The sequence below is a fragment of the Cedecea sp. P7760 genome (assembly GCF_013386425.1).
Lineage (GTDB): Bacteria > Pseudomonadota > Gammaproteobacteria > Enterobacterales > Enterobacteriaceae > Cedecea > Cedecea selenatireducens.
The window spans coordinates 1-23378 of the sequence record NZ_JACARU010000043.1; the positions used below are offsets into that span (position 1 = coordinate 1).

23 protein-coding genes are annotated in these 23378 nt (G+C 55.3%); 14 read left to right on the plus strand and 9 right to left on the minus strand.

Going from position 1 to position 23378, the window contains the following annotated elements; all coding sequences use genetic code 11:
• Positions 1–125: 125 nt before the first annotated feature.
• Positions 126–1613 (minus strand): UxaA family hydrolase, encoded by a 1488-nt coding sequence (locus HX778_RS15070; protein WP_176982434.1) that lies wholly within the window; start codon positions 1611–1613, stop codon positions 126–128.
• 7 nt (positions 1614–1620) lie between these two features.
• Complete coding sequence (uxaC, locus tag HX778_RS15075) at positions 1621–3033, minus strand: glucuronate isomerase (RefSeq protein WP_038476048.1); 1413 nt, start codon at positions 3031–3033, stop codon at positions 1621–1623.
• A gap of 374 nt (positions 3034–3407) precedes the next feature.
• Between uxaC and HX778_RS15080 the strand changes: the two genes are divergently transcribed.
• The 11 genes from HX778_RS15080 (at position 3408) to HX778_RS15130 (ending at position 10735) form a co-directional block, all read left to right on the plus strand.
• Positions 3408–4709 carry an MFS transporter gene (locus HX778_RS15080; RefSeq protein WP_038476051.1) on the plus strand — a complete coding sequence of 434 codons (1302 nt, stop codon included), beginning with the start codon at positions 3408–3410 and terminating at the stop codon, positions 4707–4709.
• A gap of 108 nt (positions 4710–4817) precedes the next feature.
• Positions 4818–5594 carry a transcriptional regulator ExuR gene (exuR, locus tag HX778_RS15085; RefSeq protein ID WP_038476054.1) on the plus strand — a complete coding sequence of 259 codons (777 nt, stop codon included), beginning with the start codon at positions 4818–4820 and terminating at the stop codon, positions 5592–5594.
• Positions 5595–5914: 320 nt separating this feature from the next.
• A complete protein-coding gene (yqjA, locus tag HX778_RS15090; protein WP_038476057.1) occupies positions 5915–6577 on the plus strand; it encodes a DedA family general envelope maintenance protein YqjA in 663 nt (220 codons plus the stop codon).
• Between the two features lie 9 nt (positions 6578–6586).
• Positions 6587–6964, plus strand: a complete 378-nt coding sequence (mzrA, locus tag HX778_RS15095) for an EnvZ/OmpR regulon moderator MzrA (RefSeq protein WP_038476060.1) — start codon at positions 6587–6589, stop codon at positions 6962–6964.
• 175 nt (positions 6965–7139) lie between these two features.
• Entirely contained in the window at positions 7140–7508 is a 369-nt protein-coding gene (locus HX778_RS15100) for a DUF1090 domain-containing protein (protein WP_038476063.1), read from the plus strand.
• A gap of 50 nt (positions 7509–7558) precedes the next feature.
• Positions 7559–7864: a YqjD family protein gene (locus tag HX778_RS15105; RefSeq protein ID WP_038476066.1), complete on the plus strand. Its 306-nt coding sequence runs from the start codon at positions 7559–7561 to the stop codon at positions 7862–7864.
• A gap of 1 nt (position 7865) precedes the next feature.
• Entirely contained in the window at positions 7866–8261 is a 396-nt protein-coding gene (locus tag HX778_RS15110; protein WP_038476070.1) for a phage holin family protein, read from the plus strand.
• Positions 8261–8551, plus strand: a complete 291-nt coding sequence (locus HX778_RS15115; RefSeq protein ID WP_176982435.1) for a YqjK-like family protein — start codon at positions 8261–8263, stop codon at positions 8549–8551. Before HX778_RS15110 ends, HX778_RS15115 begins: the two co-directional genes overlap by 1 nt.
• A 249-nt stretch (positions 8552–8800) precedes the next feature.
• Positions 8801–9193, plus strand: a complete 393-nt coding sequence (locus HX778_RS15120; protein ID WP_038476076.1) for a DoxX family protein — start codon at positions 8801–8803, stop codon at positions 9191–9193.
• A gap of 73 nt (positions 9194–9266) precedes the next feature.
• Positions 9267–10259, plus strand: a complete 993-nt coding sequence (locus tag HX778_RS15125; RefSeq protein WP_038476079.1) for a glutathione S-transferase family protein — start codon at positions 9267–9269, stop codon at positions 10257–10259.
• Between the two features lie 104 nt (positions 10260–10363).
• On the plus strand, positions 10364–10735 hold the full coding sequence (locus tag HX778_RS15130) for a DUF805 domain-containing protein (RefSeq protein ID WP_038476082.1): 372 nt from the start codon (positions 10364–10366) through the stop codon (positions 10733–10735).
• A 51-nt stretch (positions 10736–10786) separates the two neighbouring features.
• On the opposite strand, the gene mpl is transcribed toward HX778_RS15130, so the two are convergent.
• Positions 10787–12172: a UDP-N-acetylmuramate:L-alanyl-gamma-D-glutamyl-meso-diaminopimelate ligase gene (gene mpl / locus HX778_RS15135; protein ID WP_038476085.1), complete on the minus strand. Its 1386-nt coding sequence runs from the start codon at positions 12170–12172 to the stop codon at positions 10787–10789.
• 175 nt (positions 12173–12347) lie between these two features.
• Here mpl and fbp point away from each other — a divergent pair, with 175 nt between their 5' ends.
• The gene (gene fbp, locus HX778_RS15140) at positions 12348–13346 is read left to right on the plus strand and encodes a class 1 fructose-bisphosphatase (protein ID WP_038476089.1); all 999 of its coding nucleotides are present in this window, start codon (positions 12348–12350) and stop codon (positions 13344–13346) included.
• Positions 13347–13394: 48 nt separating this feature from the next.
• Here fbp and HX778_RS15145 read toward each other — a convergent pair whose 3' ends face one another.
• Positions 13395–14948: a methyl-accepting chemotaxis protein gene (locus HX778_RS15145; protein WP_176982436.1), complete on the minus strand. Its 1554-nt coding sequence runs from the start codon at positions 14946–14948 to the stop codon at positions 13395–13397.
• A 281-nt stretch (positions 14949–15229) separates the two neighbouring features.
• Here HX778_RS15145 and ppa point away from each other — a divergent pair, with 281 nt between their 5' ends.
• Positions 15230–15757, plus strand: a complete 528-nt coding sequence (gene ppa / locus HX778_RS15150; RefSeq protein WP_004857176.1) for an inorganic diphosphatase — start codon at positions 15230–15232, stop codon at positions 15755–15757.
• Between the two features lie 44 nt (positions 15758–15801).
• Here the strand turns inward: ppa and HX778_RS15155 are convergent, their stop codons facing one another.
• The 5 genes from HX778_RS15155 to tamA form a co-directional block, all read right to left on the minus strand.
• A complete protein-coding gene (locus HX778_RS15155) occupies positions 15802–16152 on the minus strand; it encodes a type II toxin-antitoxin system ChpB family toxin (protein ID WP_176982437.1) in 351 nt (116 codons plus the stop codon).
• The gene (locus HX778_RS15160) at positions 16146–16397 is read right to left on the minus strand and encodes an AbrB/MazE/SpoVT family DNA-binding domain-containing protein (RefSeq protein WP_176982438.1); all 252 of its coding nucleotides are present in this window, start codon (positions 16395–16397) and stop codon (positions 16146–16148) included. The genes HX778_RS15155 and HX778_RS15160 overlap by 7 nt, the downstream gene beginning before the upstream one ends.
• Before the next feature lie 221 nt (positions 16398–16618).
• A complete protein-coding gene (locus HX778_RS15165) occupies positions 16619–16963 on the minus strand; it encodes a gamma-glutamylcyclotransferase (protein WP_038476103.1) in 345 nt (114 codons plus the stop codon).
• Between the two features lie 2 nt (positions 16964–16965).
• Positions 16966–20742, minus strand: a complete 3777-nt coding sequence (locus HX778_RS15170; RefSeq protein WP_176982439.1) for a translocation/assembly module TamB domain-containing protein — start codon at positions 20740–20742, stop codon at positions 16966–16968.
• Positions 20739–22475, minus strand: a complete 1737-nt coding sequence (gene tamA, locus HX778_RS15175) for an autotransporter assembly complex protein TamA (protein WP_176982440.1) — start codon at positions 22473–22475, stop codon at positions 20739–20741. The genes HX778_RS15170 and tamA overlap by 4 nt, the downstream gene beginning before the upstream one ends.
• A gap of 214 nt (positions 22476–22689) precedes the next feature.
• Here tamA and msrA point away from each other — a divergent pair, with 214 nt between their 5' ends.
• On the plus strand, positions 22690–23325 hold the full coding sequence (gene msrA / locus HX778_RS15180) for a peptide-methionine (S)-S-oxide reductase MsrA (RefSeq protein WP_038476109.1): 636 nt from the start codon (positions 22690–22692) through the stop codon (positions 23323–23325).
• The last annotated feature ends 53 nt before the right edge of the window (positions 23326–23378 follow it).

Genomic DNA, 23378 nt, shown 5'->3' on the forward strand with positions numbered 1-23378 from the left:
CACGTTCACCGTGATCTGAACGTGCAGGGAAAACTGATCTGCAGGTGAACGGGATCACTGAGAAGTGAAATATATCTCCCGGAAGATTTAAAAAGGCTATGTGTGTAAGAGACGGGACCGGGAAATCAAAGCGTGACACCACTCTTAAACAGCGCCAGCTCGCGGAAATCATTTTTCTCGTTGCAGGTTGGCGCGCCGTTAACTTTCTCAACGATCGTCCCGATAAACTGCTCCAGCAGATCAGGCAGGGTGCTGCCGTGCAGCAGCTTCCCGGCGTCAAAATCGATCCAGTGCGGTTTCTTCGCGGCCAGCTCGCTGTTAGTGGCAATTTTCACCGTTGGCACAAACCCGCCGTAGGGCGTTCCGCGCCCGGTGCTAAACAACACCATGTGGCAGCCTGCCCCCGCTAAAGCGCTGGTAGCAACAGCATCGTTGCCGGGCGCGCTCAGCAGGTTTAATCCAGCCTGTTTTAACCTTTCGCCATAGCGAAGGACGTCAACGATTTGGCTTTCACCGGCCTTCTGCGTACAGCCGAGCGATTTCTCTTCGAGCGTGGTGATCCCGCCCGCTTTGTTGCCCGGGGAGGGATTCTCATAAATAGGCTGCCGGTGCTCGATAAAATAGCGTTTGAAGTCGTTGATCATCGCCACCGTTTTCTCGAACGTGGCTTCGTCACGACAGTGGCTCATCAGCAGCCTCTCCGCGCCAAACATTTCCGGTACTTCCGTCAGCACCGTCGTGCCGCCGTTCGCTACGACATAGTCAGAAAAACGGCCCAGCATAGGGTTCGCGGTAATGCCGGAGAGGCCGTCCGAGCCGCCGCATTCGAGCCCGAATTTCAGCTCGCTCAGTTTGCCCGGTTCGCGCCTGTCGTGGCGCATTGCCTCATACAAAGCGTGCAGATGCTCCAGCCCGGCTTCAACCTCATCGTCCTGCTGCTGAAGTGCCATGAAATGGACGCGCTCAGGGTCGTATTCCCCTAAGGTTTCGCGGAACGCGCTAATTTGGTTGTTTTCGCAGCCCAGGCCGACCACCAGCACCGCACCTGCGTTCGGGTGATGCACCATGTTTTGCAGCATGGTGCGGGTGTTGAGATGGTCGTCGCCCAGCTGAGAGCAGCCAAACTGGTGGCTGAACAGCCAGGCCCCGTCGATATCCGGCGCATTGCCCGTCTGCTGCAGAAAACGGCTCAGCATTTGCCGCGCAATGCCGTTCACGCAGCCGACGGTGGGCAGGACCCATAGCTCATTGCGGATGCCAACCGCGCCGTTGCTACGGCGATAAATGCTTACCTCACGGTCGCCGAAAGGTTCCACCGCTGGCACTATTTCCGGCTGGTAGCGATATTCATCGACATCATTAAGGTTAGTGCGCAGGTTATGGGAATGAAGATGCTCCCCGGCGGCGACATCGCAAAGCGCGTGGCCTATCGGCAGGCCGTACTTCACGACGTTTTCCCCTTCGGCAATCGGCTGGAGCGCGAACTTGTGGCCACGGGCGATCGGCTGTCGAAGCCTGAAAGTTTCCGCCGCAGCGCCCACCTCTTCGCCCTCCGCCAGGTCCACCAACGCAACCGCAACGTTATCCAGCGCATGGATCCTGATATATCGCATCTCAGCCTCAGTTCAGCTCAATGGCAAAGTAGTCGCGGGCGTTGTTGAAGCAGATGTTTTGCACCATCTCCCCTAACAGCGGCAAATCTTCAGGCACTTCGCCCGCCTGCACCCAATGGCCAAGCATGCGGCACAAAATGCGGCGGAAGTACTCGTGACGGGTGTAGGAGAGGAAGCTGCGGCTGTCGGTCAGCATACCGACAAAACGGCTCAGCAGGCCGAGCTGTGCAAGCTGGGTCATTTGCCGTTCCATACCGTCTTTCTGATCGTTAAACCACCAGCCGGATCCGAACTGCATTTTTCCCGGCATGCCCTCGCCCTGGAAGTTACCGACCATCGTACCAATCACTTCGTTGTCTCGTGGATTGAGGCAGTAGAGAATGGTTTTAGGCAACAGATTTTCCTCATTCTGTTTGCTCAGCAGCTTCGACAGCGGCTCGGCCAGCGGGCGATCGTTGATGGAATCAAAGCCTACGTCCGGCCCCAGCAGGCGAAACTGGCGCTGGTTATTATTGCGCAGCGCGCCGATGTGGTACTGCTGCACCCAGCCGCGACGGGCGTATTCGGTTCCCAGCCACGCCAGCACCGCCGTTTTAAACTGCGCGGCTTCGGTTTCATTGACCGGATTACCCGCCAGACGACGGGCAAGAATAGCGTCCAGCGTGGCTTCATCCGCTTCGGCAAAGACCACCACGTCCAGCGCATGGTCGGCAACCTTGCAGCCGTGGGCGGCAAAATGATCGAGTCTTTTACCTAACGCCGCCTGAAGATCGCCGAAGCGGCGGATGTCGGTATCAGAAACCGCTGACAGCGTCGAAATGTAGTCGCTGAACGTTGCCTGCTCGATATTAAAGGCCTTGTCCGGGCGCCAGCTCGGCAGCACTTTGACGTCGAAGCTGCCGTCTTTAGCTACGGCGGCGTGGTGCTCCAGAGAGTCCACCGGATCGTCGGTTGTCCCCACCATTTTCACGTTCATCTGCTGCATGATGCCGCGGGCGGTGAATGCGTCCTGCTCCAGCAGCCCGTTGCACTGATGCCAGATTTCATCCGCCGTTGCCGGGGAAAACAGCTTGCCGGTGATGCCAAACGGGCGGCGCAGCTCCAGATGCGTCCAGTGATACAGCGGATTGCCAAGGGTGTGCGGCACCGTTGCCGCCCAGGCGTCAAACTTTTCGCGATCGCTGGCATCGCCGGTACAAAGCCGCTCGGCCACGCCGTTAGTGCGCATCGCGCGCCACTTGTAGTGATCCCCTTTCAGCCAGATGTCATACAGGTTTTTAAAGCGATAGTTGTCGGCTATTTGCTGCGGCGGCAGATGGCAGTGGTAGTCAAAAATGGGCTGTGATTTCGCGTAGTCGTGATACAGGCGGCGGGCGAATTCGGTATCAAGAAGAAAATCTTCGGTCATAAACGGGGCCATAGTGGAGCGTCCTCAGCAAAGAGCGTTTCTGTGCTTGTGCATGATGGAACAAAGTTATCACACCAATTTTTAGGCAACGACCTCAATTTTGCGTTAAAGCTCACAAAACAGACACATCAATCCCGCCTTCTCACGGCAAAACAGGGCTAAATCCCGCACCATTTCTGGCTTCAAGCCGCTATCCAGCATGGTATTACCTGAAAATGCTTTTGTGATATCACTCAACTTATAAAGATGTATGACAAGTTATCTTTCAAGCCGTCGCAGTACCTCTTGCCGGGCAACGCTTGCCACGGCCCATAGGTGACAAGAGCAGGAACGGCAGCCGGTTTACCTGGAACAACGTTCACAATAAAGACGGGATGGGGTTATAAATGCGAAAAATTAAAGGCTTACGCTGGTACATGATAGCGCTGGTGACGCTGGGCACCGTGCTGGGCTATCTGACCCGTAACACGGTGGCCGTTGCGGCCCCCACGCTGATGAGCGAGCTGAATATCACCACGCAGCAGTATTCGTGGATCATTGCAGCTTATTCAGCTTGTTATACCATTATGCAGCCGGTTGCTGGCTACCTGCTGGACGTGCTCGGCACCAAAGTTGGCTACGCGGTGTTTGCCGTGGCCTGGGCGATATTCTGTGGCGCAACCGCTCTCGCGGGTAGCTGGGGCGGCCTGGCGCTAGCCCGTGGCGCGGTCGGTGCCGCTGAAGCGGCGATGATCCCCGCCGGATTAAAGGCCAGCAGCGAGTGGTTCCCCGCCAAAGAGCGCTCTATTGCGGTGGGCTACTTCAACGTGGGCTCTTCCATTGGGGCAATGATTGCCCCGCCGCTGGTGGTCTGGGCCATTGTGATGCACAGCTGGCAGATGGCATTTATGATAACCGGCGTGCTGAGTTTTATCTGGGCAATGGTCTGGCTGTGGTTCTATAAAAATCCGCGTGATCAGAAAAAGCTCTCCAGCGAAGAGCGCGAATACATCATTAGCGGCCAGGAAGCCCATCACCAGACTGATAACACGAAAAAGATGTCGGCCTGGAAAATCCTGCGCAACCGCCAGTTCTGGGGCATCGCTCTGCCGCGCTTCCTGGCAGAACCTGCGTGGGGCACATTCAACGCCTGGATCCCTCTGTTCATGTTTAAAGCCTACGGCTTTAATCTGAAAGAGATTGCGATGTTCGCGTGGATGCCGATGCTTTTCGCCGACTTTGGCTGCATTCTTGGGGGTTATTTGCCGCCGCTGTTCCAGCGCTGGTTTGGCGTCAACCTGATTGTTTCCCGCAAGCTGGTCGTGACGATGGGCGCGGTATTGATGATTGGCCCTGGCACCATTGGCCTGTTTACCAGCCCTTACGTGGCGATTGCTTTGCTCTGCGTGGGCGGATTTGCACACCAGGCGCTGTCCGGCGCGTTAATCACCCTGTCTTCCGACGTTTTCGGGCGTAACGAGGTGGCGACGGCTAACGGACTGACGGGAATGGCAGCCTGGACTGCCAGCACGCTGTTTGCTCTGGTTGTAGGTGCCCTGGCCGACACAATGGGCTTCAGCCCGCTCTTCGCGGCGCTTGCCGTGTTCGATCTTCTCGGCGCGATTGTTATCTGGACGGTGCTGAAAAACCAGTCTGCCAGCGAACTTGCGGCCGAGAGCGTCGTGCCAAACGCCGTGACACAATCCTGATCTCTGATGTCGCCTACGGGCGGCATTTCTCACCCTCGTTGCTAGAGCGCTATCGGAAAAAGTGGTATAACAAATTCACTCACGCGCAGCCCTCTTCCGGAGCAACTTATGGACGCCATTGAACCCCGCCGCCTTTACCAGCAGCTCGCCGCCGAACTTAAGCAACGTATTGAAACAGGTGTTTACCGGGTCGGAGAAAAACTGCCTGCGGAGCGTTACATTGCGGAAGAAAAAAACGTCAGCCGCACCGTTGTCCGTGAAGCCATTATCATGCTGGAAGTTGAAGGATACGTTGAGGTACGCAAAGGCTCAGGCATTCACGTCATGTCCAGCCAGGCGAAGTACATGACCGTGCCGGACGAGCGCTTTGAATTTGCCAATTATGGCCCTTTCGAACTTTTGCAGGCGAGGCAGCTTATTGAGAGCAATATTGCCGAGTTTGCCGCCACCCAGGTCACCAAGCAGGATATTGTGAAGCTGATGGAGATCCAGGAAAAGGCGCGAAACGAGCAAACGTTTCGTGATTCTGAGTGGGATCTCCAGTTTCATGTGCAGGTTGCGCTGGCAACGCAAAACGGCGCGCTGGCGACTATCGTAGAAAAAATGTGGAGCCATCGCGTTCACAATCCATACTGGAAGAAACTGCACGAACACATCGATATGCGCCCGGTGGATAACTGGTGCGACGACCACGATCAGATTCTTAAAGCACTGATTAGGAAAGATTCTCATGCTGCGAAGCTGGCCATGTGGCAGCACCTCGAAAATACCCGCCAGATGCTGTTTAACGCCACCAGCGACGATTTTGAATTCAACGCCGACCGCTATTTATTTGCTGAAAATCCGGTGGTTCATCTGGATACGGCCGCAAACGGTCAAAAATAGTCATTTTTCCCGCCGAGGGTAAGCAAACCATAAATAGTGTCAGCGTTTGTAAATACCCTCGCCAGCCTCTCCCCCAGTAAGCAAAATCATTGCTCAACGAACTGCAAATACTGTGACGTGTAACGCGTAGTTTTGTTACAATTAGATGCAATTTCACCGTCTGTGTGGGCTTCGCGCCCTCTCGCTGTCGTTTCAGGTCATGTTATTTCGACTCAGCGGCGCGGGCAGTGGGTTGTAGCCAGCAAATGATAATAAAAACCATGCTGCATTCTGCTCATCCGTTTACACCGGCGACCTAAACGAAGTGCCAGGAACCCTGAATGGAACTACTGACTCAACTGCTCTCCGCTCTCTGGAGCCAGGATTTTGAAACGCTCTCCAATCCGTCAATGATTGGCATGCTCTATTTTGTGCTGTTCATGATTTTATTTCTTGAGAACGGCCTGCTTCCGGCGGCGTTTTTACCCGGCGATAGCCTGTTGGTGCTGGTCGGCGTTCTGATTGCCAAAGGAACAATGGGTTTCCCGGAAACGATCGCGCTGCTCACCATTGCCGCGAGCCTCGGCAGCTGGCTTGGCTACATCCAGGGGCGCTGGCTCGGGAATACGCGCCTCGTGCAAAACTGGCTTTCGCACCTGCCGGCCCATTATCACCAGCGTTCACACCAGCTCTTCCATAAACACGGGCTGTCTGCGCTGCTGGTTGGCCGCTTTATCGCTTTTGTTCGCACTCTGTTGCCAACTATTGCCGGATTATCGGGTCTTAGCAGCACCCGCTTCCAGTTCTTCAACTGGATGAGCGGCCTGCTGTGGATATTGATTCTGACTACCCTGGGCTATTTGCTGGGCAAAACGCCGGTCTTCCTGAAGTACGAAGACGCCTTAATGTCGTGCCTGATGCTGATCCCGGTGGTGCTTCTGGTCATCGGTCTGGTCGGTTCGTTAATCGTGCTTTGGCGTAAAAAACGCGGCCAAAGTAGCTAGAGGGATTCGATGAAATTAGCATTCACACGCCGCCTGAGGGCGGCGCTGCTTGTTGGAGCCCTGGCGATTGCTTCGCTGATGGTGTGGTCCAGCATGCAGAATCAGGATTCAACCCTCGAAATTCGTGCCTCACGGCAGGGTGGAAGCATTCCCGACGGTTTTTATGTCTGGCACCACCTTGATGCCAACGGCATTCGTTTCAAAAGCATTACGCCGCTCAACAACACGCTGCTGGTAACGTTTGACTCCAGCGCCCAGAGCGAAGCCGCGAAAGAAGTGCTGAACCGCACGCTGCCGCAAGGGTACGTAATTGCCCAGCAGGACAGCGATAAAGACGCGCTAGCATGGCTCTCTATTCTGCGCCCTGACCACAATCATCTCGGCTAATCTCCTTTCTCTCTGTCTGAATTTGCTATCATCTTCTGGGTTTTTAGCCAATTCATGACTATGCTTTAGCTGTTTTTACCGCTATTCATCAGCGCTTTTTCGACACTCTGGAACGACGCATGGAGTATGATCGCCTGATACTTTTATGAGTCATCTTACAATGGAAGGTTTAACCATGAATTACCGCACCGTACTGGCACTTGCTTTACTCACCCTGACCTCTGCCGCCCAGGCAAATACCCTTTGCAGCGAGAAAGAGCAGGATATTCAACGCGAGATTGGCTATGCGGAAAAACACAACAATCAGCACCGTATTGATGGTCTGAAAAAAGCCCTGAGCGAAGTACGCGAAAACTGCAGCGACGCCGGCCTGCGCGCCGAGCACCAAAAGAAGATTGCTAAGCAGAAAGCTGAAATCGAAGAGCGTAAAGCCGATCTCGTTGAAGCCCGTCAGAAGGGTGACCCGGACAAAATCACCAAACGCGAAAAGAAACTTGCAGAAGCAGAAGATAGCCTCAAAGCTTTAGAGAAGCGTGATTACTGATTGTGTAGTCGCAGACTTTAAGGATCCACCTCAAACACTCGGAGAGAACTATGTCAAAAGATACTACGTCAGAACATTTACGCGCTGAGTTGAAATCCCTGGCAGATACGCTTGAAGAAGTCCTGAGTGCTTCCACGGACAAGTCAAAAACCGAACTGGATAAACTGCGTACCAAAGCGGAAAAAACGCTCAAAGAGAGCCGTGACCGCCTCGGTGAAACCAGCGAAGCCATCGCCAAACAAACCCGCGAAGCCGCAGCCAAAGCGGATGATTACGTCCGCGAGAACCCGTGGACCGGCGTTGGCATTGGCGCGGCGGTAGGCGTCGTGCTGGGTGTGCTGCTGGCGCGTCGTTAAGATGGCGGATTCTCACCAAAGCCAGGGGCCGGGCAAAAGCGTACTCGGCATTGGCCAACGGCTGGTCACCATTCTGGTCGGCATGGTCGAAACGCGCGTTCGTCTTGCCGTGGTTGAGCTGGAAGAGGAGAAATCACACCTCGTTCAGCTGCTGCTGATGCTCGGCCTGACCATGCTGTTCGCCGCGTTTGGCTTAATGAGCCTGATGGTCCTGATTATCTGGGCCGTCGACCCGCAGTATCGCCTCAACGCCATGATTGCAACGACGGTTGTACTGCTGTCGCTGGCGCTGATTGGCGGTATCTGGACGCTGCGAAAATCCCGTCAATCCACCCTGCTGCGCCATACCCGCCGCGAGCTGGAAAACGACAGGGCCTTGCTGGAAGAGGATAAGTAATGAGCGATGCAGAACGTGCAAAGCGAAAAGCGTATCTGCTCAGCCAGGTTCAGCAGCAGCGGCTTGATCTCAGCGCGGCAAGACGCGACTGGCTGCAGGTCACCGGCCCGTACGATCGCGGCTGGAACACGTTACTCAGCCTGCGTAGCTACGTCATGATAGCCAGTAGCGTACTGGCTATCTGGACGGTGAAGCACCCGGGCAGATTTATGCGCTGGGCAAAACGAGGATTTGGCGCCTGGAGCACCTGGCGACTTATCCGCAATACGCTGAATCCGCCCTCGCGCTAAGCTTAAAACACCGCCTCTGGCGGTGTTTTTATTTGCCCCATTCAAGCCCTTTTACCCCGTAGTTTTACTTTTCCCGCTTAGTTCACTCAGGATATTTGAAGGACTTAGACAGTTTTCCTTGCTAACAATCCTTTTTCACCCCGTCTATTATCCTCTCCATCGACAGCAAGCGCCGGTAATTACTGGAGTTTGCACCCCTTTTAAGCCCTGGCCGAGTAAGCCGGAAAAAAAGAACCGCTGGAGAGTAAAATGAAAAAATTAGAAGATGTTGGCGTACTGGTTGCTCGTATTCTGATGCCAATCCTGTTTATTACCGCTGGCTGGGGCAAAATTACCGGTTATGCAGGCACCCAACAGTACATGGAAGCGATGGGCGTGCCGGGCGCACTGCTGCCGCTGACCATCCTGCTTGAGTTCGGCGGCGGCCTGGCCATTCTGTTCGGCTTCCTGACCCGTACTACCGCGCTGATTACCGCGCTGTTTACCGTACTGACGGCGTTCCTGTTCCACAGCAACTTCGCAGAAGGCGTGAACTCCATTATGTTTATGAAGAACTTCACCATCGCGGGTGGCTACCTGCTGCTGGCGGTCTTCGGCCCGGGCGCCATCAGCCTTGACCGCGTACTGAATAAAAAATGGTAAGCGTTCTATACTGATGAACACTGAGAAAGCGAAGACACCGTCTTCGCTTTTTTGCTATTGAGGAGGAGAAAAAATGGGACAACTCATCGACGGCGTATGGCATGACGTCTGGTACGACACCAAATCGACCGGCGGCCGCTTTAAACGTTCGGAATCCGCCTTCCGCAACTGGCTAACCGCCGACGGCGCACCCGGCCCAACGGGAAAAGAGGGATTTGCCGCGGAGAAAGACCGCTATCATCTTTATGTTTCTCTTGCCTGCCCCTGGGCACACCGCACGCTGATTGTGCGTAAGCTGAAAGGGCTTGAACCGTTTATCTCCGTTTCCGTCGTCAACCCGCTGATGCTGCAAAACGGCTGGACGTTTGCCGAGGATTTTCCGGAGGCAACCGGCGACACGCTTTATCACCACGATTTTCTCTATCAGCTCTACCTGCAGGCCGATCCTCACTACACCGGCCGCGTGACGGTGCCCGTGCTTTGGGACAAGAAAAACCAGACAATAGTCAGCAATGAGTCCGCAGAAATCATTCGTATGTTTAATACGGCCTTTGATGCTCTCGGTGCCCGTGCAGGGGATTATTACCCTGACGCTTTAAAAAGCGAGATTGATGAGCTGAACGGCTGGATTTATGACACGGTAAATAACGGCGTGTACAAATCAGGTTTTGCCACCTCTCAGGAAGCCTATGACGAAGCCGTGGAGAAAGTCTTTACTTCCCTGGCACGCCTTGAGCAAATCCTCGGTCAGCATCGCTACTTAACCGGCCAGCAGTTGACCGAAGCGGATATTCGCCTGTGGACCACTCTGGTGCGCTTTGACCCGGTGTACGTCACCCACTTTAAGTGCGATAAGTACCGCATCAGTGATTACCCAAATCTTTACGGCTTCCTGCGCGATATCTATCAGATACCCGGCGTGCGTGAAACGGTAAGCTTCCCGCATATCCGCACTCACTATTATTGCAGCCACAAAACCATCAACCCAACGGGCATTATTTCCATCGGCCCTGCTCAAGATTTAGACGAGCCGCACGGGCGCGATGAGCGGTTTAGGAAGCGTTAGGAATATTCAGTACAACAACGATTTACGGCCAATGTATTCACGACTATCCTTGAGTCGATCGCTTATCGTTCAGGTGATTGTCGGATAATTAAGGCAGGCCTTAAATGGATTGGTATTTCAAAGCACTAACAAATTACATTGGGTTTGGCGGCCGTGCGCGCCGCAAAGAATACTGGATGTTTCATCTGGTGAACTTCGTTCTGGCGGCGGTGCTAAGCGTGCTGGATAAGATGCTTGGGCTACACATTTATAAAGACGAAGGTGCGCTCACCACGATTTACAGCGTCCTGGTTTTCCTGCCGCTTTGGGCAGTACAGTTCCGTCGCCTGCACGACACCGATCGCTCTGCCTGGTGGCTGCTGTTGCTGTTAATTCCGATTGTCGGTTGGTTGATCATTCTGGCATTCAACTGCCAGGACGGCACCCCGGCAACCAACCGCTTCGGGCCAGATCCTAAAGCCCCGAACCTCTACTAAACAAAAAGGGCGTACCTTTCGGTGCGCCCTTTTCTTATCAGACCGACGCGCTTAAAAAGCCTGTTCGTTCTGCTGTTCCGCTTTCTTCGCCAGGCCATCCAGCAGTTTCTGGTGAATACCGCCGAAACCGCCGTTGCTCATGACCAGAATGTGGTCGCCCGGCTGTGCCGTTTTCACCACCATTTCCGCCAGCGTGTCCACATCTGCGCTCCAGTGTGCCGGCTGCACGCAGGCTTCGGCGACTTCAGCCACCTGCCAAGGAATATGCTGCGGCTGAAGCAGGAAGACTTCGTCTGCGCGCCCCAGCGACGGCGCCAGATCATCTTTGCAGACGCCCATCTTCATGGTGTTTGAACGAGGCTCCAGCACGGCCAGAATACGTGCGGTGCCGCCCACTTTCCCACGCAGGGCTGCCAGCGTCGCCAGAATAGCCGTTGGGTGGTGAGCAAAATCGTCATAAACCGTGACGCCATGCGCTTCGCCGCGCAGTTCAAGGCGGCGGCGTGCGTTAACAAAACCATCCAACGCCTGAGCGGCATCGGCCGGGGTCACGCCAACGTGGCGAGCGGCGGCAATAGCCATCAGCCCGTTATGCATGTTGTGCTCGCCGACTAGCTGCCAGTTCACGTTGCCCACGCATTCCCCGTCCAGATACACTTCCCACTGAGAAGCATCGGTGGTCAGTTTCTTCGCCTGCCAGTGGCCTTGCTCGCCCACCAGTTCCTGCTCGCTCCAGCAGCCCATGGCGAGGGTTTGCTTCAGATTAGCGTCATTTTCCGGCCAGATGATTTTTCCCTGACCCGGCACGATGCGCACGAGGTGGTGGAACTGCTTCTGGATAGCTTTCAGGTCGTCAAAGATATCGGCGTGATCGAACTCAAGGTTGTTGAGGATCAGCGTGCGCGGGCAGTAATGCACAAATTTGGAACGCTTGTCGAAGAACGCGCAGTCATATTCATCGGCTTCAATCACGAAGAATGGGCTGTCACCCAGGCGAGCGGACACTTCAAAGTTGCCCGGCACGCCGCCAATGACAAAACCAGGCTTGTAGCCGCAGGCTTCCAGAATCCAGGTGGCCATACCGGCCGTCGTGGTTTTCCCGTGCGTCCCCGCAACCGCAATCACCCAGCGGTCACGCAGCACAAAGTCATGCAGCCACTGCGGGCCAGACATATAAGGAATGCCCTGTTCCAGAACGGCTTCCACACACGGATTCCCGCGCGTCATCGCGTTACCGATGATAACCAGATCAGGATGTGGGTCGAGCTGGCTGGCGTCATAACCTTCGATTAACGAGATCCCCTGCTCTTCAAGCAGCGTACTCATCGGTGGGTAAACATTGGCGTCCGAGCCCGTCACTTCATGCCCTAAAGAGCGTGCCAGCATCGCCAGGCCGCCCATAAAGGTGCCACAGATCCCTAGAATGTGAATGCGCATACGAAACTTTCCTTTTTTTGTTTGGCGCACATTCTAACCGCATGGCTCAGGAGGTGAAACGCATTTCAGGATATTCCTTATCTTGCTGGCGCGATTCACCTGTGCGCGACAATTTGAAAATTTGTTAAGATTGTTGCGATCGCTTTATCCAACATAATGATGCAGGGAAAGTGTTATGAAAACGTTAGGTGAATTTATTGTCGAAAAACAGCATGAGTTTTCGCATGCAACCGGTGAGCTCACGGCTTTACTGTCGGCAATAAAGCTGGGCGCTAAAATCATCCACCGCGATATCAATAAGGCCGGTCTGGTTGATATCCTGGGGGCGAGCGGTGCCGAAAACGTGCAGGGAGAAGAGCAGCAAAAACTCGACCTGTTCGCAAACGAAAAACTCAAGGCAGCGCTGAAAGCACGCGGCATTGTGGCCGGTATCGCCTCTGAAGAAGAAGACGATATCGTCGTCTTTGAAGGCGCCGAGCAGGCAAAATACGTCGTGCTGATGGACCCGCTTGACGGCTCTTCTAACATCGACGTCAACGTTTCTGTTGGCACCATCTTCTCTATCTACCGCCGCATTACGCCGGTCGGTACGCCGGTCACCGAAGAAGATTTCCTTCAGCCGGGCAACCAGCAGGTCGCCGCTGGCTACGTAGTGTATGGCTCGTCGACCATGCTGGTTTACACCACCGGCTGCGGCGTACACGCCTTCACCTACGATCCTTCCCTTGGCGTGTTCTGCCTGAGCCAGGAACGTATGCGCTTCCCGGAGAGAGGCAACACCTACTCCATTAACGAAGGCAACTACATTAAATTCCCGAACGGCGTGAAGAAGTACATCAAGTTCTGCCAGGAAGAAGATACCGCCAGCAAGCGCCCGTACACCTCGCGCTACATTGGCTCCCTGGTGGCGGACTTCCACCGTAACCTGCTGAAAGGCGGGATTTATCTCTATCCAAGCACCGCCAGCCACCCGGAAGGCAAGCTGCGTTTACTGTATGAAGGTAACCCGATGGCGTTCCTTGCGGAACAGGCCGGCGGTAAAGCCAGCGACGGTAAAGAGAGAATTCTGGATATCATCCCAACCACGCTACACCAGCGCCGCCCGTTCTTCGTCGGCACTCAGCATATGGTCGAGGACGTAGAGCGCTTTATTCGCGAATACCCGGACGCCTGATTTACTCTGCACCATATGCCTCTTCCCCAGGGAAGAGGCATTAATCGATTAATAACGGAACGAGGCCATCGCGGCGACCAGCTGCTGCGACTGCTCTTCCAGCGAATGCGTGGCGGCGGTGGACTGCTCGACCAATGCCGCGTTCTGCTGCGCCGCCTCATCCATCTGGCTTACCGCAATATTCACCTGCTCAATACCGTGGCTCTGTTCGTTAGAGGCATTGGCAATTTCGCGAACCAGTTTGGTCATCCGCATAATTTCTTCGGCGATTTCGTCCATAGTTTCCCCGGCCTGCTGCGCCAGATCGCTGCCCTCACCCACGTGGGTCTGAGAGTTAGAGATCAGGGTACGGATCTCTTTTGCAGCTTCCGCGCTGCGGCTTGCCAGAGTACGAACTTCACCGGCCACCACGGCAAAACCACGGCCTTGCTCACCCGCCCGGGCCGCTTCAACCGAGGCGTTAAGCGCCAGAATATTAGTCTGGAAAGCGATGCCGTCGATAACGCTCAGAATGTCGGCAATACGGCCTGCGCTGCCTGAGATGTCGCGCATTTTTTCAATCACGTAGCAAACCATTTCGCTGCCGCGGTCGGCGGTGTCGGAAACCACTTTAGCCAGCTTGTGTGCCTGCTCCGCGTTGTCGGCGTTTTGTTTTACCGTCGCGGTAATTTGCTCCATGCTGGCCGCGGTTTCTTCCAGAGATGTCGCGGTAGATTCCGTACGCTGGGAGAGATTGAGGTTGCCTGCCGCCAGCTCGCGGCTGCCGGTATCAATCTGTGAAGAAGCGTCACGCACGCGGCTGACGGATTCCACCAGCGAGGTTCTCATCGCCACAATCGCGCCGGCAAGACGGCCAAATTCGTTATTGCCCGTTTGCGGAAGCGGCTGGGTTAAATCCCCTTCCGCCACAAACTCCAGCTGATGAATTGCCTCATCCAAAGGCTTCAGCAGCAGGTGGCGCAGCGCCAGCCAGACCAGCACAATAATGGCGGCAGTCAGCAGCGCGGCGAGAATAATAAAGCCCAGAACGATTTTTTTGTGCAGCTGTACGGCTGCTACTTCGCTGTTGCCGCGCGCTTCACCCCAGCGCTGGAATGCCTGCACGTCGTTATCAAACTTCAGCCCCAGCGGGATCAGGCTTTTTTCCAGCAGATCGTAATAGTCATCCGGGCTTTGTTTTTGTAACGCGGCCAGCATCGGGGTAATCCCCTGCGCCTGATAGGTGCCAAAGCTTTGCGCCAGGCTGGCAAGCAGCGCGTTGCCCTGGTCGTCGTTCACGCCGCTGTCGATAACGGACTTGAGGTTTTTCTGCGCCTGGCCAACTTCACCGGCAATGTTTTTCGTGGCTTTTGTCGCATCGTCCAGCATGCCTATTTCCATCTGGCGTACCGCCTGGCTTGCCTCATTGCGGGCACGAAGCAGCAGAATATAACCATCGCTAAGGCGCACCATTTGCTCTCCCTGCAGGCGGTTTATGCGCTCAAGAGAGGAGGAACTTTGCTGCAGGGCATAAATGCCGATGCCGCTTACAACCAACAGCAAGAACGTCATAACCGCTAACAGCGTCAGCAGCCCCGTACGAATCGACAAATTTCTCAACATGCTACATTCCCGGTTAACGATGGCTCATGAATAAAGTAGTGAGCGTGTTATCGGCAATTTTCGGAAAATGTTTAATCAGTTTGCGTTATTTATGCTCGTTAAGTGCTTGTTGCGGTGATGTTTACCTCAATCATGACAATGGCGTGACGCCAGGCTTCCGTAGCCTAAAGCAGCGGATTTGGCGGCGAGAAGGGTCGCGGTCAAAAAACAGCAAAAGACATTTAACCGCAGTTGGCTATAATATCGGGCACTTGAAATACACCAGGTTAAAGGAAACAGACATGAGCTTACTCAACGTCCCAGCGGGTAAAGATCTGCCGGAAGATATCTACGTTGTTATCGAAATCCCTGCTAACGCTGACCCAATCAAATACGAAGTAGACAAAGAGAGCGGCGCGCTGTTTGTTGACCGTTTCATGTCTACCGCGATGTTCTATCCGTGCAACTACGGCTACATCAACCACACCCTGTCTCTGGACGGTGATCCGGTTGACGTGCTGGTCCCAACGCCATACCCACTGGAGCCAGGTAGCGTTATCCGTTGCCGCCCAGTTGGCGTGCTGAAAATGACCGATGAGTCTGGCGAAGACGCGAAGCTGGTTGCCGTGCCGCACACCAAACTGAGCAAAGAGTACGATCACATCAAAGATGTGAACGACCTGCCAGAACTGCTGAAAGCGCAGATCACTCACTTCTTCGAGCACTACAAAGATCTCGAGAAAGGCAAATGGGTGAAAGTTGACGGTTGGGACAACGCCGAAGCCGCTAAAGCTGAAATCATCGCCTCTTTCGAACGCGCTAAGAAGTAAGTTAGCCCGGAAGAAAAAACACCGCCTGAGGGCGGTGTTTTTGTTTATTCGATGATGGCCTGGAGTCTGGCTAAAACTTCCTCGACAACGTCTGCCGGCGCTGTTTCGCGTTTCTGCGCCCCGCGGCATTCAAGATCTACCATTCTGGCCTGGTTAATTAATACCACGCCGCAGGTCTCTGTCCCGCATCCACTCAGGGATACGGCAAAACCTGCGTCCCTTGCGTAATTTCCGCCCTGGGTTATAGGTGCCACTAGCGCAGTGCCCGTCTGGTTAAATGCCCGGGTTGAAAGCACAAGAGCAGGACGGCCTTCCCCCTGTTGCTCCCGGCCAACGGCGGGATTGAACCCCACAAGAACAATATCTCCCCTTTCAAAATCCCCTCGTCTCACCATACTTCTTTCCCGACCGGGTTATCCTTGCCCCAAATGTCTTCTTCAGAAAATTTTGGCGCCGACGGGTCGCCATGAGCTAATAGCTCATCCAGGGTATATTTTTTCCTTGCGGGTTTCATAATCAGCTGATTATCAATCACTTCTGCCTCCATGCTTTGTCCGATTTTTACGCCTAGCTCATCCATTAGTGCACCGGGAATGACCATACCAGCACTGTTCCCCCATTTTTTGATGGTGATGCGCATGCTCTCTCCTGACAGATAAAGTTATACGAAGTATAAACAAATCTGCTCAAGATATCGTCAGTTATAAAAGGGACTCGGCAGAATAGCCAGCATGAAAGGGAAGCTGATTAACATTATGGGAGCGACTTCCCAGCATGTGTTGCAAAACCAGAAGGGGAGACAAATAGATGGGAGGCAGGCAAAAAAAACGGCCACGTGTTGGCGTGGCCGCTTAGGTTTGCTTAGTTCTTTTCTCGATCCAGCCAGTTACCGCTGTCGATGCGGGTTAACCCCTCCACCGGGCGCTGGTAGACGTACATCCACGCGCCGCCGTAAGGTGTCTGAATCAGCTGACGGCTGTACTCGCCCCCTTTGGTGCGCAGCGCGTCAAGCTCGGAAAGCGTGGAGGCATCTATTCGGTAAACTTCTCCCAATACCACGCCATCTCCCGGCACGGCGCCTGGATAATGCCCAAGGCTATACAACACGTAGTTTTCCTGCGTGTGGTCGCCCAGCCACTGGGCGTTGGTCATCCAGTGGCTGTTGCCTTGTTTGCGTCGTAAACTGCCGTAAACAAATATTCGCATTGCTAAAACTCAAACTGATAGAGCAGATCTAGTGCCTGATCTACGCCAGACACCGCTTCCAGATATAGCTTAGGCATCAGACGATAACGCAGCGTTAACGTCGCCAGAGAGTCAAAAATACCTACGCCATACTTAACCTGTAGACCCGGCAGTACATAGCCGCTGACCACCACCTGAGAGGAATCACCCACCCCTGCGGTATCGAGCGCCAGATTGCTTACGCCAAACGTCTCGCCGATTTTACCCACAACCTGACCACTTTGTGCAACCCCCAGGCCCACAAGCATTGACGTCATGGCGTCGCCGTCGTTGCCGGAAGTGTCCAAACCCTGGCCGCGAAGCAGGTAGGACAAGGCTTCCTGCTGCGACATTGCCGGGTCAGAGAATATTTCAGCTTTGGGTTCATCTGCCGGGCCGGTCACGCGCACGCCCGCCGTAACGCTGTTTTCGGTCGAGTCAGGGTTACGAATAGCTTCGATATTCAGATATGGGTTGTCCGGTGGGCCAGAGAACAGCAGTTCACCTTTGCGGACGATAAGATCCTGACCGTACGCGTGGAAGCGCCCCTGCGGGATATTTATCTGGCCGTTCAGGCCCAGCCCCTGTTTGTCCTGAACCATTTTCAGGTCACCGGTCAGGCGAGCTTTCAGGCCAAAGGCATCCAACCGCACGTTGTTGCCAACGTGAATCGTCAGGTTGCTGTTGATAGGGATCCCGGCGGACTGCGGATTAACCGGCTTCAGCTCTTTGTCCAGCATCACTTCGTCGCTGGAGACGCCAACGGCGCTTTCCGGCACGTCATGCACGACAATACGCGCCCAAGGCACATCCACGTTCCCGTTAAGGGTGAACAGGCTTGGCGTCGCCACAAACTCAATGTCCGGGGAAACGTCCAGCCGCACCATCGGCGGAACGGTGATACGCACTTTGCTGCCCTTCGCGGCAATGCGTGCCCGCCAGTTGTCGATTTGCGTCCAGTCGGCATCGCCGCTCAACACAATCTGCCCCTGCTTGGTACGCACCACGCCCTGCAGCGTGGAGTTCATGCCGTTGAAGTTCATGGCAATCTGGCTCGGCTGCATGTCGAACGGCATGAAGTTGCCTTCAACATCTACGCCATTAAGCTGCATTTGCCCGAACATCTGCGGCCGTTCAAGGTTCCCGCCAAGACGCAGGTTCGCATTTAGCGTCCCGTCAGCTTTTTCACCTTTCGAGAAGATGGCGTTGGCAATCGCCAGGGAGAAGTTGCGAATATTGACGTTGCCGCCAAGGTTACGCCGCCCCTGTGGATCGGTGATTTGCACCTGGCCGTCAAACTGCCCGTTATTCGCCACCTTCACCAGCCAGCCAAGCTGAGCGCGGTTATTTTTCAGTTCGGCGTTGAGATTCAGCGTGTCGAAGGCAACCGGCAAGGTATTGCCATTCACCACCTGCGCCACCTTCACGCCACGCCCGCTGAGCGTGACCTGGCCCTGCGGCAGGCCACCGGCTTCGCTGTCCCAGCTCACGTCAGCCTTACCGGTAAATACGCCGCTGGCCTGAGTATCCGCCGGCATCACCGGTTTGAGCATGGCCAGATCGAAGCGGTTGAGGTTAACCAGCGCCCGGCCTTTCGCCCCGGCGTCGATAGTTTGCGGCACACAAAGCTCGGCATTCGGGTTTACCCAGCAGTGCGGGCCAATGGCGATTTTCTGTTCTTTGTTGCGGAAGTCCAGCGTCAGCTCGCGGTTTAGCGCCCACGGCCCCACCGGCGTCTCAAAGCGGGTATCACTGAGCTTGCCGCGCCAGCGCTCTTCGTTGCGATCGAAGCTACCGCTCAGGTTAAGGCGTCCGGAAACCGGCTCTCCCTGAACGCGTAGCTGAAGCTGATGCTGTTTCTCATCGCCCTTCGCTTCCAGCGTGACCAGGTCAACCTTCACGCCCGGCTGAGCCACTCGCTCTACGCGCAGGTTGAGGTTACCGGCGATTTGGTCGCTCGATTTCACATCGCCTTTCAGCAGAACCCTGGCAATCGTCAGCTCCTGCCAGCGCAGGCCGTTTGCGGTCAGGTCAGCCAGCAGCTGCGGGGCTTTCACGTCACCGCGAACCTTCACAATACCTTTCGCCGTGCCGCCCAGCCCCGGCAGGGCGTTGTCCAGGTTCGGGGCATTAATGTTGGCGTCGAGGTTCAGCTCTTTCTCACCCAGCTCCCCTTTGACGTCCACGGTATTGCGGCCCAGCTCCAGATGCAGGCCCGGCACCTTCCACTGCATGTAGTTGTTGCCCTGCAGCGTGCCCTGAACGTTGACCTTATTCTGCTTCACGTTGCCCGCAAGCTTCAGCTCAGGAATATCCAGCTGCCAGCTGCCGCCATACAGGCTACCGCGCGTTTTAATTTTGCCATCAAGCTTTGCAGGCCAGTCCGGGAACTGCTTCGCGGTGTTGATTCCGGCAAGCGTTAATTCCCCGCGCCAGCTGATCGCTTTGCTCCAGTCCACCAGCGCTTTCAGGTCAGTGTTGCCCTGCAGCGCGGCCACGCGCAGCTTATCGAGGCTAAACTGCTGTTCGTTTCCTTTGCCGTCCAGCGTGATGGTAGCAGGCGGCACCTGGTCACCCTTCACGGCGGTGCTAAAGGCAAGCTTGTAGTCGGTCATTTTGCCGGTCAGGCGAAGCTTAAGGTCGTCGGCCTGATATTGCTTCGCGCCGGTCAGCGGCCAGTAAAGCTGCTTGCTGTCCAGCTCGATATTCAGCGGCAATCCGGCTTCCGCAAGGCGGGTTTGGGCATTCAACTGCATCCCCACCGGGCCGGAAAGATTGACGCCCACTTTCAGCTCGTCGCGCAATGCACCACCGACAGTCATCTTCACCTTTTCGCCTTTCAGCGGGTCGATGTTCAGCGTGCTGTTAAGCGTCAGGTCAACCGGCCAGTTGTCGCGCAGCTGGGCGCTACCGGTGGCGTTCACCAGCCCCTGAGAGGAGTCCACATCCAGCACATCCAGCTTAAGGTTGCCGTCGATGCTGCTCACTTTCAGCAGCAGCGAGTTGACCATCAGGTCGGTGTCGCCGGTCAGGCGCAGGCGCGCTCCGCGGAATTCCTGAATATTCAGATTCACCGGCAAATTAACGTCGGTCATTTCCGGCAGCAGCGGCTTTTCAAACAGCTTTGTCAGCGTTTCACCCAGCGGCGCTTCTTCCGGCTGAGGGTTCTGGATCTTCGGCTCAACAATTTCTTCTTTTGCCACCTGCGCCGCCTTCGGCAGGGCAATCAGCAGGCCTTCCAGGCTGGTTGGCGTCAGCGTCAGGTTGCGCTGCTCCCAGTTCAGGCCGCTGGTGAAATCCATCACCGAAACGGTGGTGTCGTCGATTTTCACATTGACGTTATTCAGCGCCACGCGGCTGAGAGTAATCGGATACGGCGTGGAGAGGTTCAGCGGGCCGCTGTCTTCCTCCTGAACAGGCGCAGACGGCGGCATTTTTTTCGTGTCGACCGCGACATCCACATCTTTCAGCGAGAAATCATTCACGCACAGGCTGCTGTGCCACAGGCACTTAAGCTCAACGGCGAGATGAACCTCGCCCGCACGAACGGCGACGCCTGGCTGCTCGTAGCTCAGGTTTTTCAGCGTCAGATTGCGCCACCCGCCGTCAACCTGGGCGATATTCAGCCCCGGCACCCAGCGATTAGCGCCTTTAAACAACAAATGCAGGCCTGACGTCGTACCTACCAGGAAACCTACTGCGGCGATCAGCAACACAATAACCGCCAACACCGCGAGGCTTATTTTCTTCCAGCGACTCATAGTTCAGGCCCCAAACCGATGTAAAACTGTAAACCGTGCTCTTCCTTGTCACCCACCGGTACCGCGAAGTCGAGCTTGATAGGCCCAACCGGGGACTGCCAGCGCACGCCAACGCCCGCGCCGGTTTTGAAGTTGCTGCGTTTGATGTCGTTCACCGCTTCACCAGAGTCAACGAACGCGGCGCCCCACCATTTGCCGGTCACGTTGTACTGATATTCCAGCGAGCCGGTCGCCAGCTTGGAGGCACCGGTCAGCTTGCCGTTGCTGTCTTCTGGCGAAATAGATTTGTATTTATAGCCGCGAATGCTGCGGTCGCCCCCGGCGAAGAAACGCAGGTCAGGCGGCACTTTTTTAAAGTTGTTGGTTTCTATCCAGCCGAGATTGCCTCGCACCACAAAACGATGCTTTTCGTACAGCGAGCGGATCCAGACGTTTTGAGCCTGGAATACGCCGAAATCGACGTCAGAACCCCAGGTCGTGTTGGAGACATCAATCGAGTAGCGCTGGGAGTCGCCCCACGTGGGCATCAGGCCGCCGCGTGAGCGAGTGCGGTTCAGGCTAACGCCAGGATAAAGCAGCATTGTCGTGTTCGTGACGTCGGCCTGAGTAAAGTGGTCGAGGCTCCAGCGCAGGTTAACCGCGCGCTGCCAGCCGCTCGACATATCCCAATAGCGGGACAGCGCCACCGTGGTGGAGTCTGATTTGGTGTCGTTGAGATCGGTGCGCTTAAAACCGCCCTGCACCAGGTAATATTGCTCCAGCGGGCTTTTCAACAGCGGCACTTTATAGCTGAAGTCGAGCGTTTGCTCAGGCCCGGAGAGGCTGGTGCTGGTCGTCAGGCTGTGGCCATAGGAGTTCATCCACGGCTTTTTCCAGCTCGCCTTTACGCGCGGGCCAACGTCAGTGGAGTAGCCCACACCGGTTTCAATGGTGTTTTCGGTGCGCGGCGTCACCACGCCCTGCAGCGGCAGTACTTTGGTCTGGCGAGATTTTTCAAACTCGGGCGCCACCACCACGGAGTTAAACCAGCCCGTAGCAGACAGGCGGCGGTTCAGCTCGGCCAGATCGCTTGACTGGTAATAATCGCCCTGCTTAAAGGGCACCAGATTTTGCAGGTACTCTTCGCGAATCTGTGAACCTTCAAAAGTCACTGCGCCAAAGCGGTAACGCTCGCCGCTGTCGTAGTCGATATCCCAGAAAGCCTGATGCCTGTCGAGAGAAACGCCCAGCTGGCTTTTACGGAAATCGCTGTCGAAGTAGCCCTTACGCAGCGCAATGCTGGAGAGGCTTTTCTTGAAGTTATCGTAATCCGCATGGTCAAGGACGGTGCCGATTTTTGGTCGTTTAGGCAGCAGCGCCAGATAGTCTTTATCGGTTCGCGCTCCCCCACGCAAAATTACGTCGGTGCCGCCAATTAACACCGGCTGACCGGCATCGACTTTGGCAAGCAGCACCTGGCGGCCTCCGTTCTGCGGAGGCGGCTTTAGCGTGAAATCTATGGTTGGCTCGTAGTAGCCCAGCGCCTTTAACCCTGCGCGAATAGCGTCATCAACGCGAGCCTGGAAGCGACGATCCGGCGTCACTTCATCGCTTTCAATGGTTGAAAGCTGAGCACGGACGTTTTTTTGCAGTTCGCCGCTGAGTCCCTCAACCTGCAAACGCACGCTCGCGGCGTTAGCCCATGCGCTCGCCACACACAGGCTGGTAATACACAAAGTACGGATTACTGGCACGTTTTCTCCTGAATATCCTTGTTCCCACCCCTGGAAGGAAACGTCATTCCCGCTCCGCGGATTAACAAAACCCTAACATTAAGGGTTGAAAATAACTCACTAGCCTAAATCTTTCTTATATGTAATGTAGTCTCTAACTTGTGTGTATTGTCTGAAATTGCACGCCTGATGACAACCGCTCACTTTTTTGCCGATTTCCGGGAGATCCAACACCATGCCATTGTTCGAAAAAACTCACTCTGTGGCGCAGGCAGACGCCCTGCCAGGCCGCAATACGCCAATGCCGGTAGCCACGCTTCACGCGGTTAACGAACACTCAATGACAAATGTACCAGATGGGATGGAAATCGCTCTGTTTGCGATGGGATGTTTCTGGGGCGTAGAACGTTTGTACTGGGAGATACCTGGGGTTTACAGCACGGCGGCCGGCTACAGCGGCGGCTACACGCCAAACCCAACCTATCGCGAAGTTTGCAGCGGTCAAACAGGCCATGCAGAAGCCGTACGCGTGGTTTATGACCCGAACGTGGTCAGCTACGAGCAGCTTCTGCAGGTGTTCTGGGAAAACCACGACCCGGCTCAGGGGATGCGCCAGGGGGGCGACGTTGGCACCCAGTATCGCTCAGCGATTTACCCGCTGACGCCAGAACAGGACAGCGCCGCACGAGCCAGCCTCGAACGCTTCCAGGCCGCCATGGATGCCGCCGGTGATAAACGCCAGGTCACCACCGAAATCGCTAATGCGGGCCCGTTCTATTACGCAGAAGACGATCATCAGCAGTATCTGTATAAAAATCCGCACGGCTACTGCGGCATTGGCGGCATCGGGGTTTGCCTGCCGCCTCAATAATTTTCGCTACCTTTCCGGGCGCTGAGAATGTGGCGATAAATTACGCCCTCTGG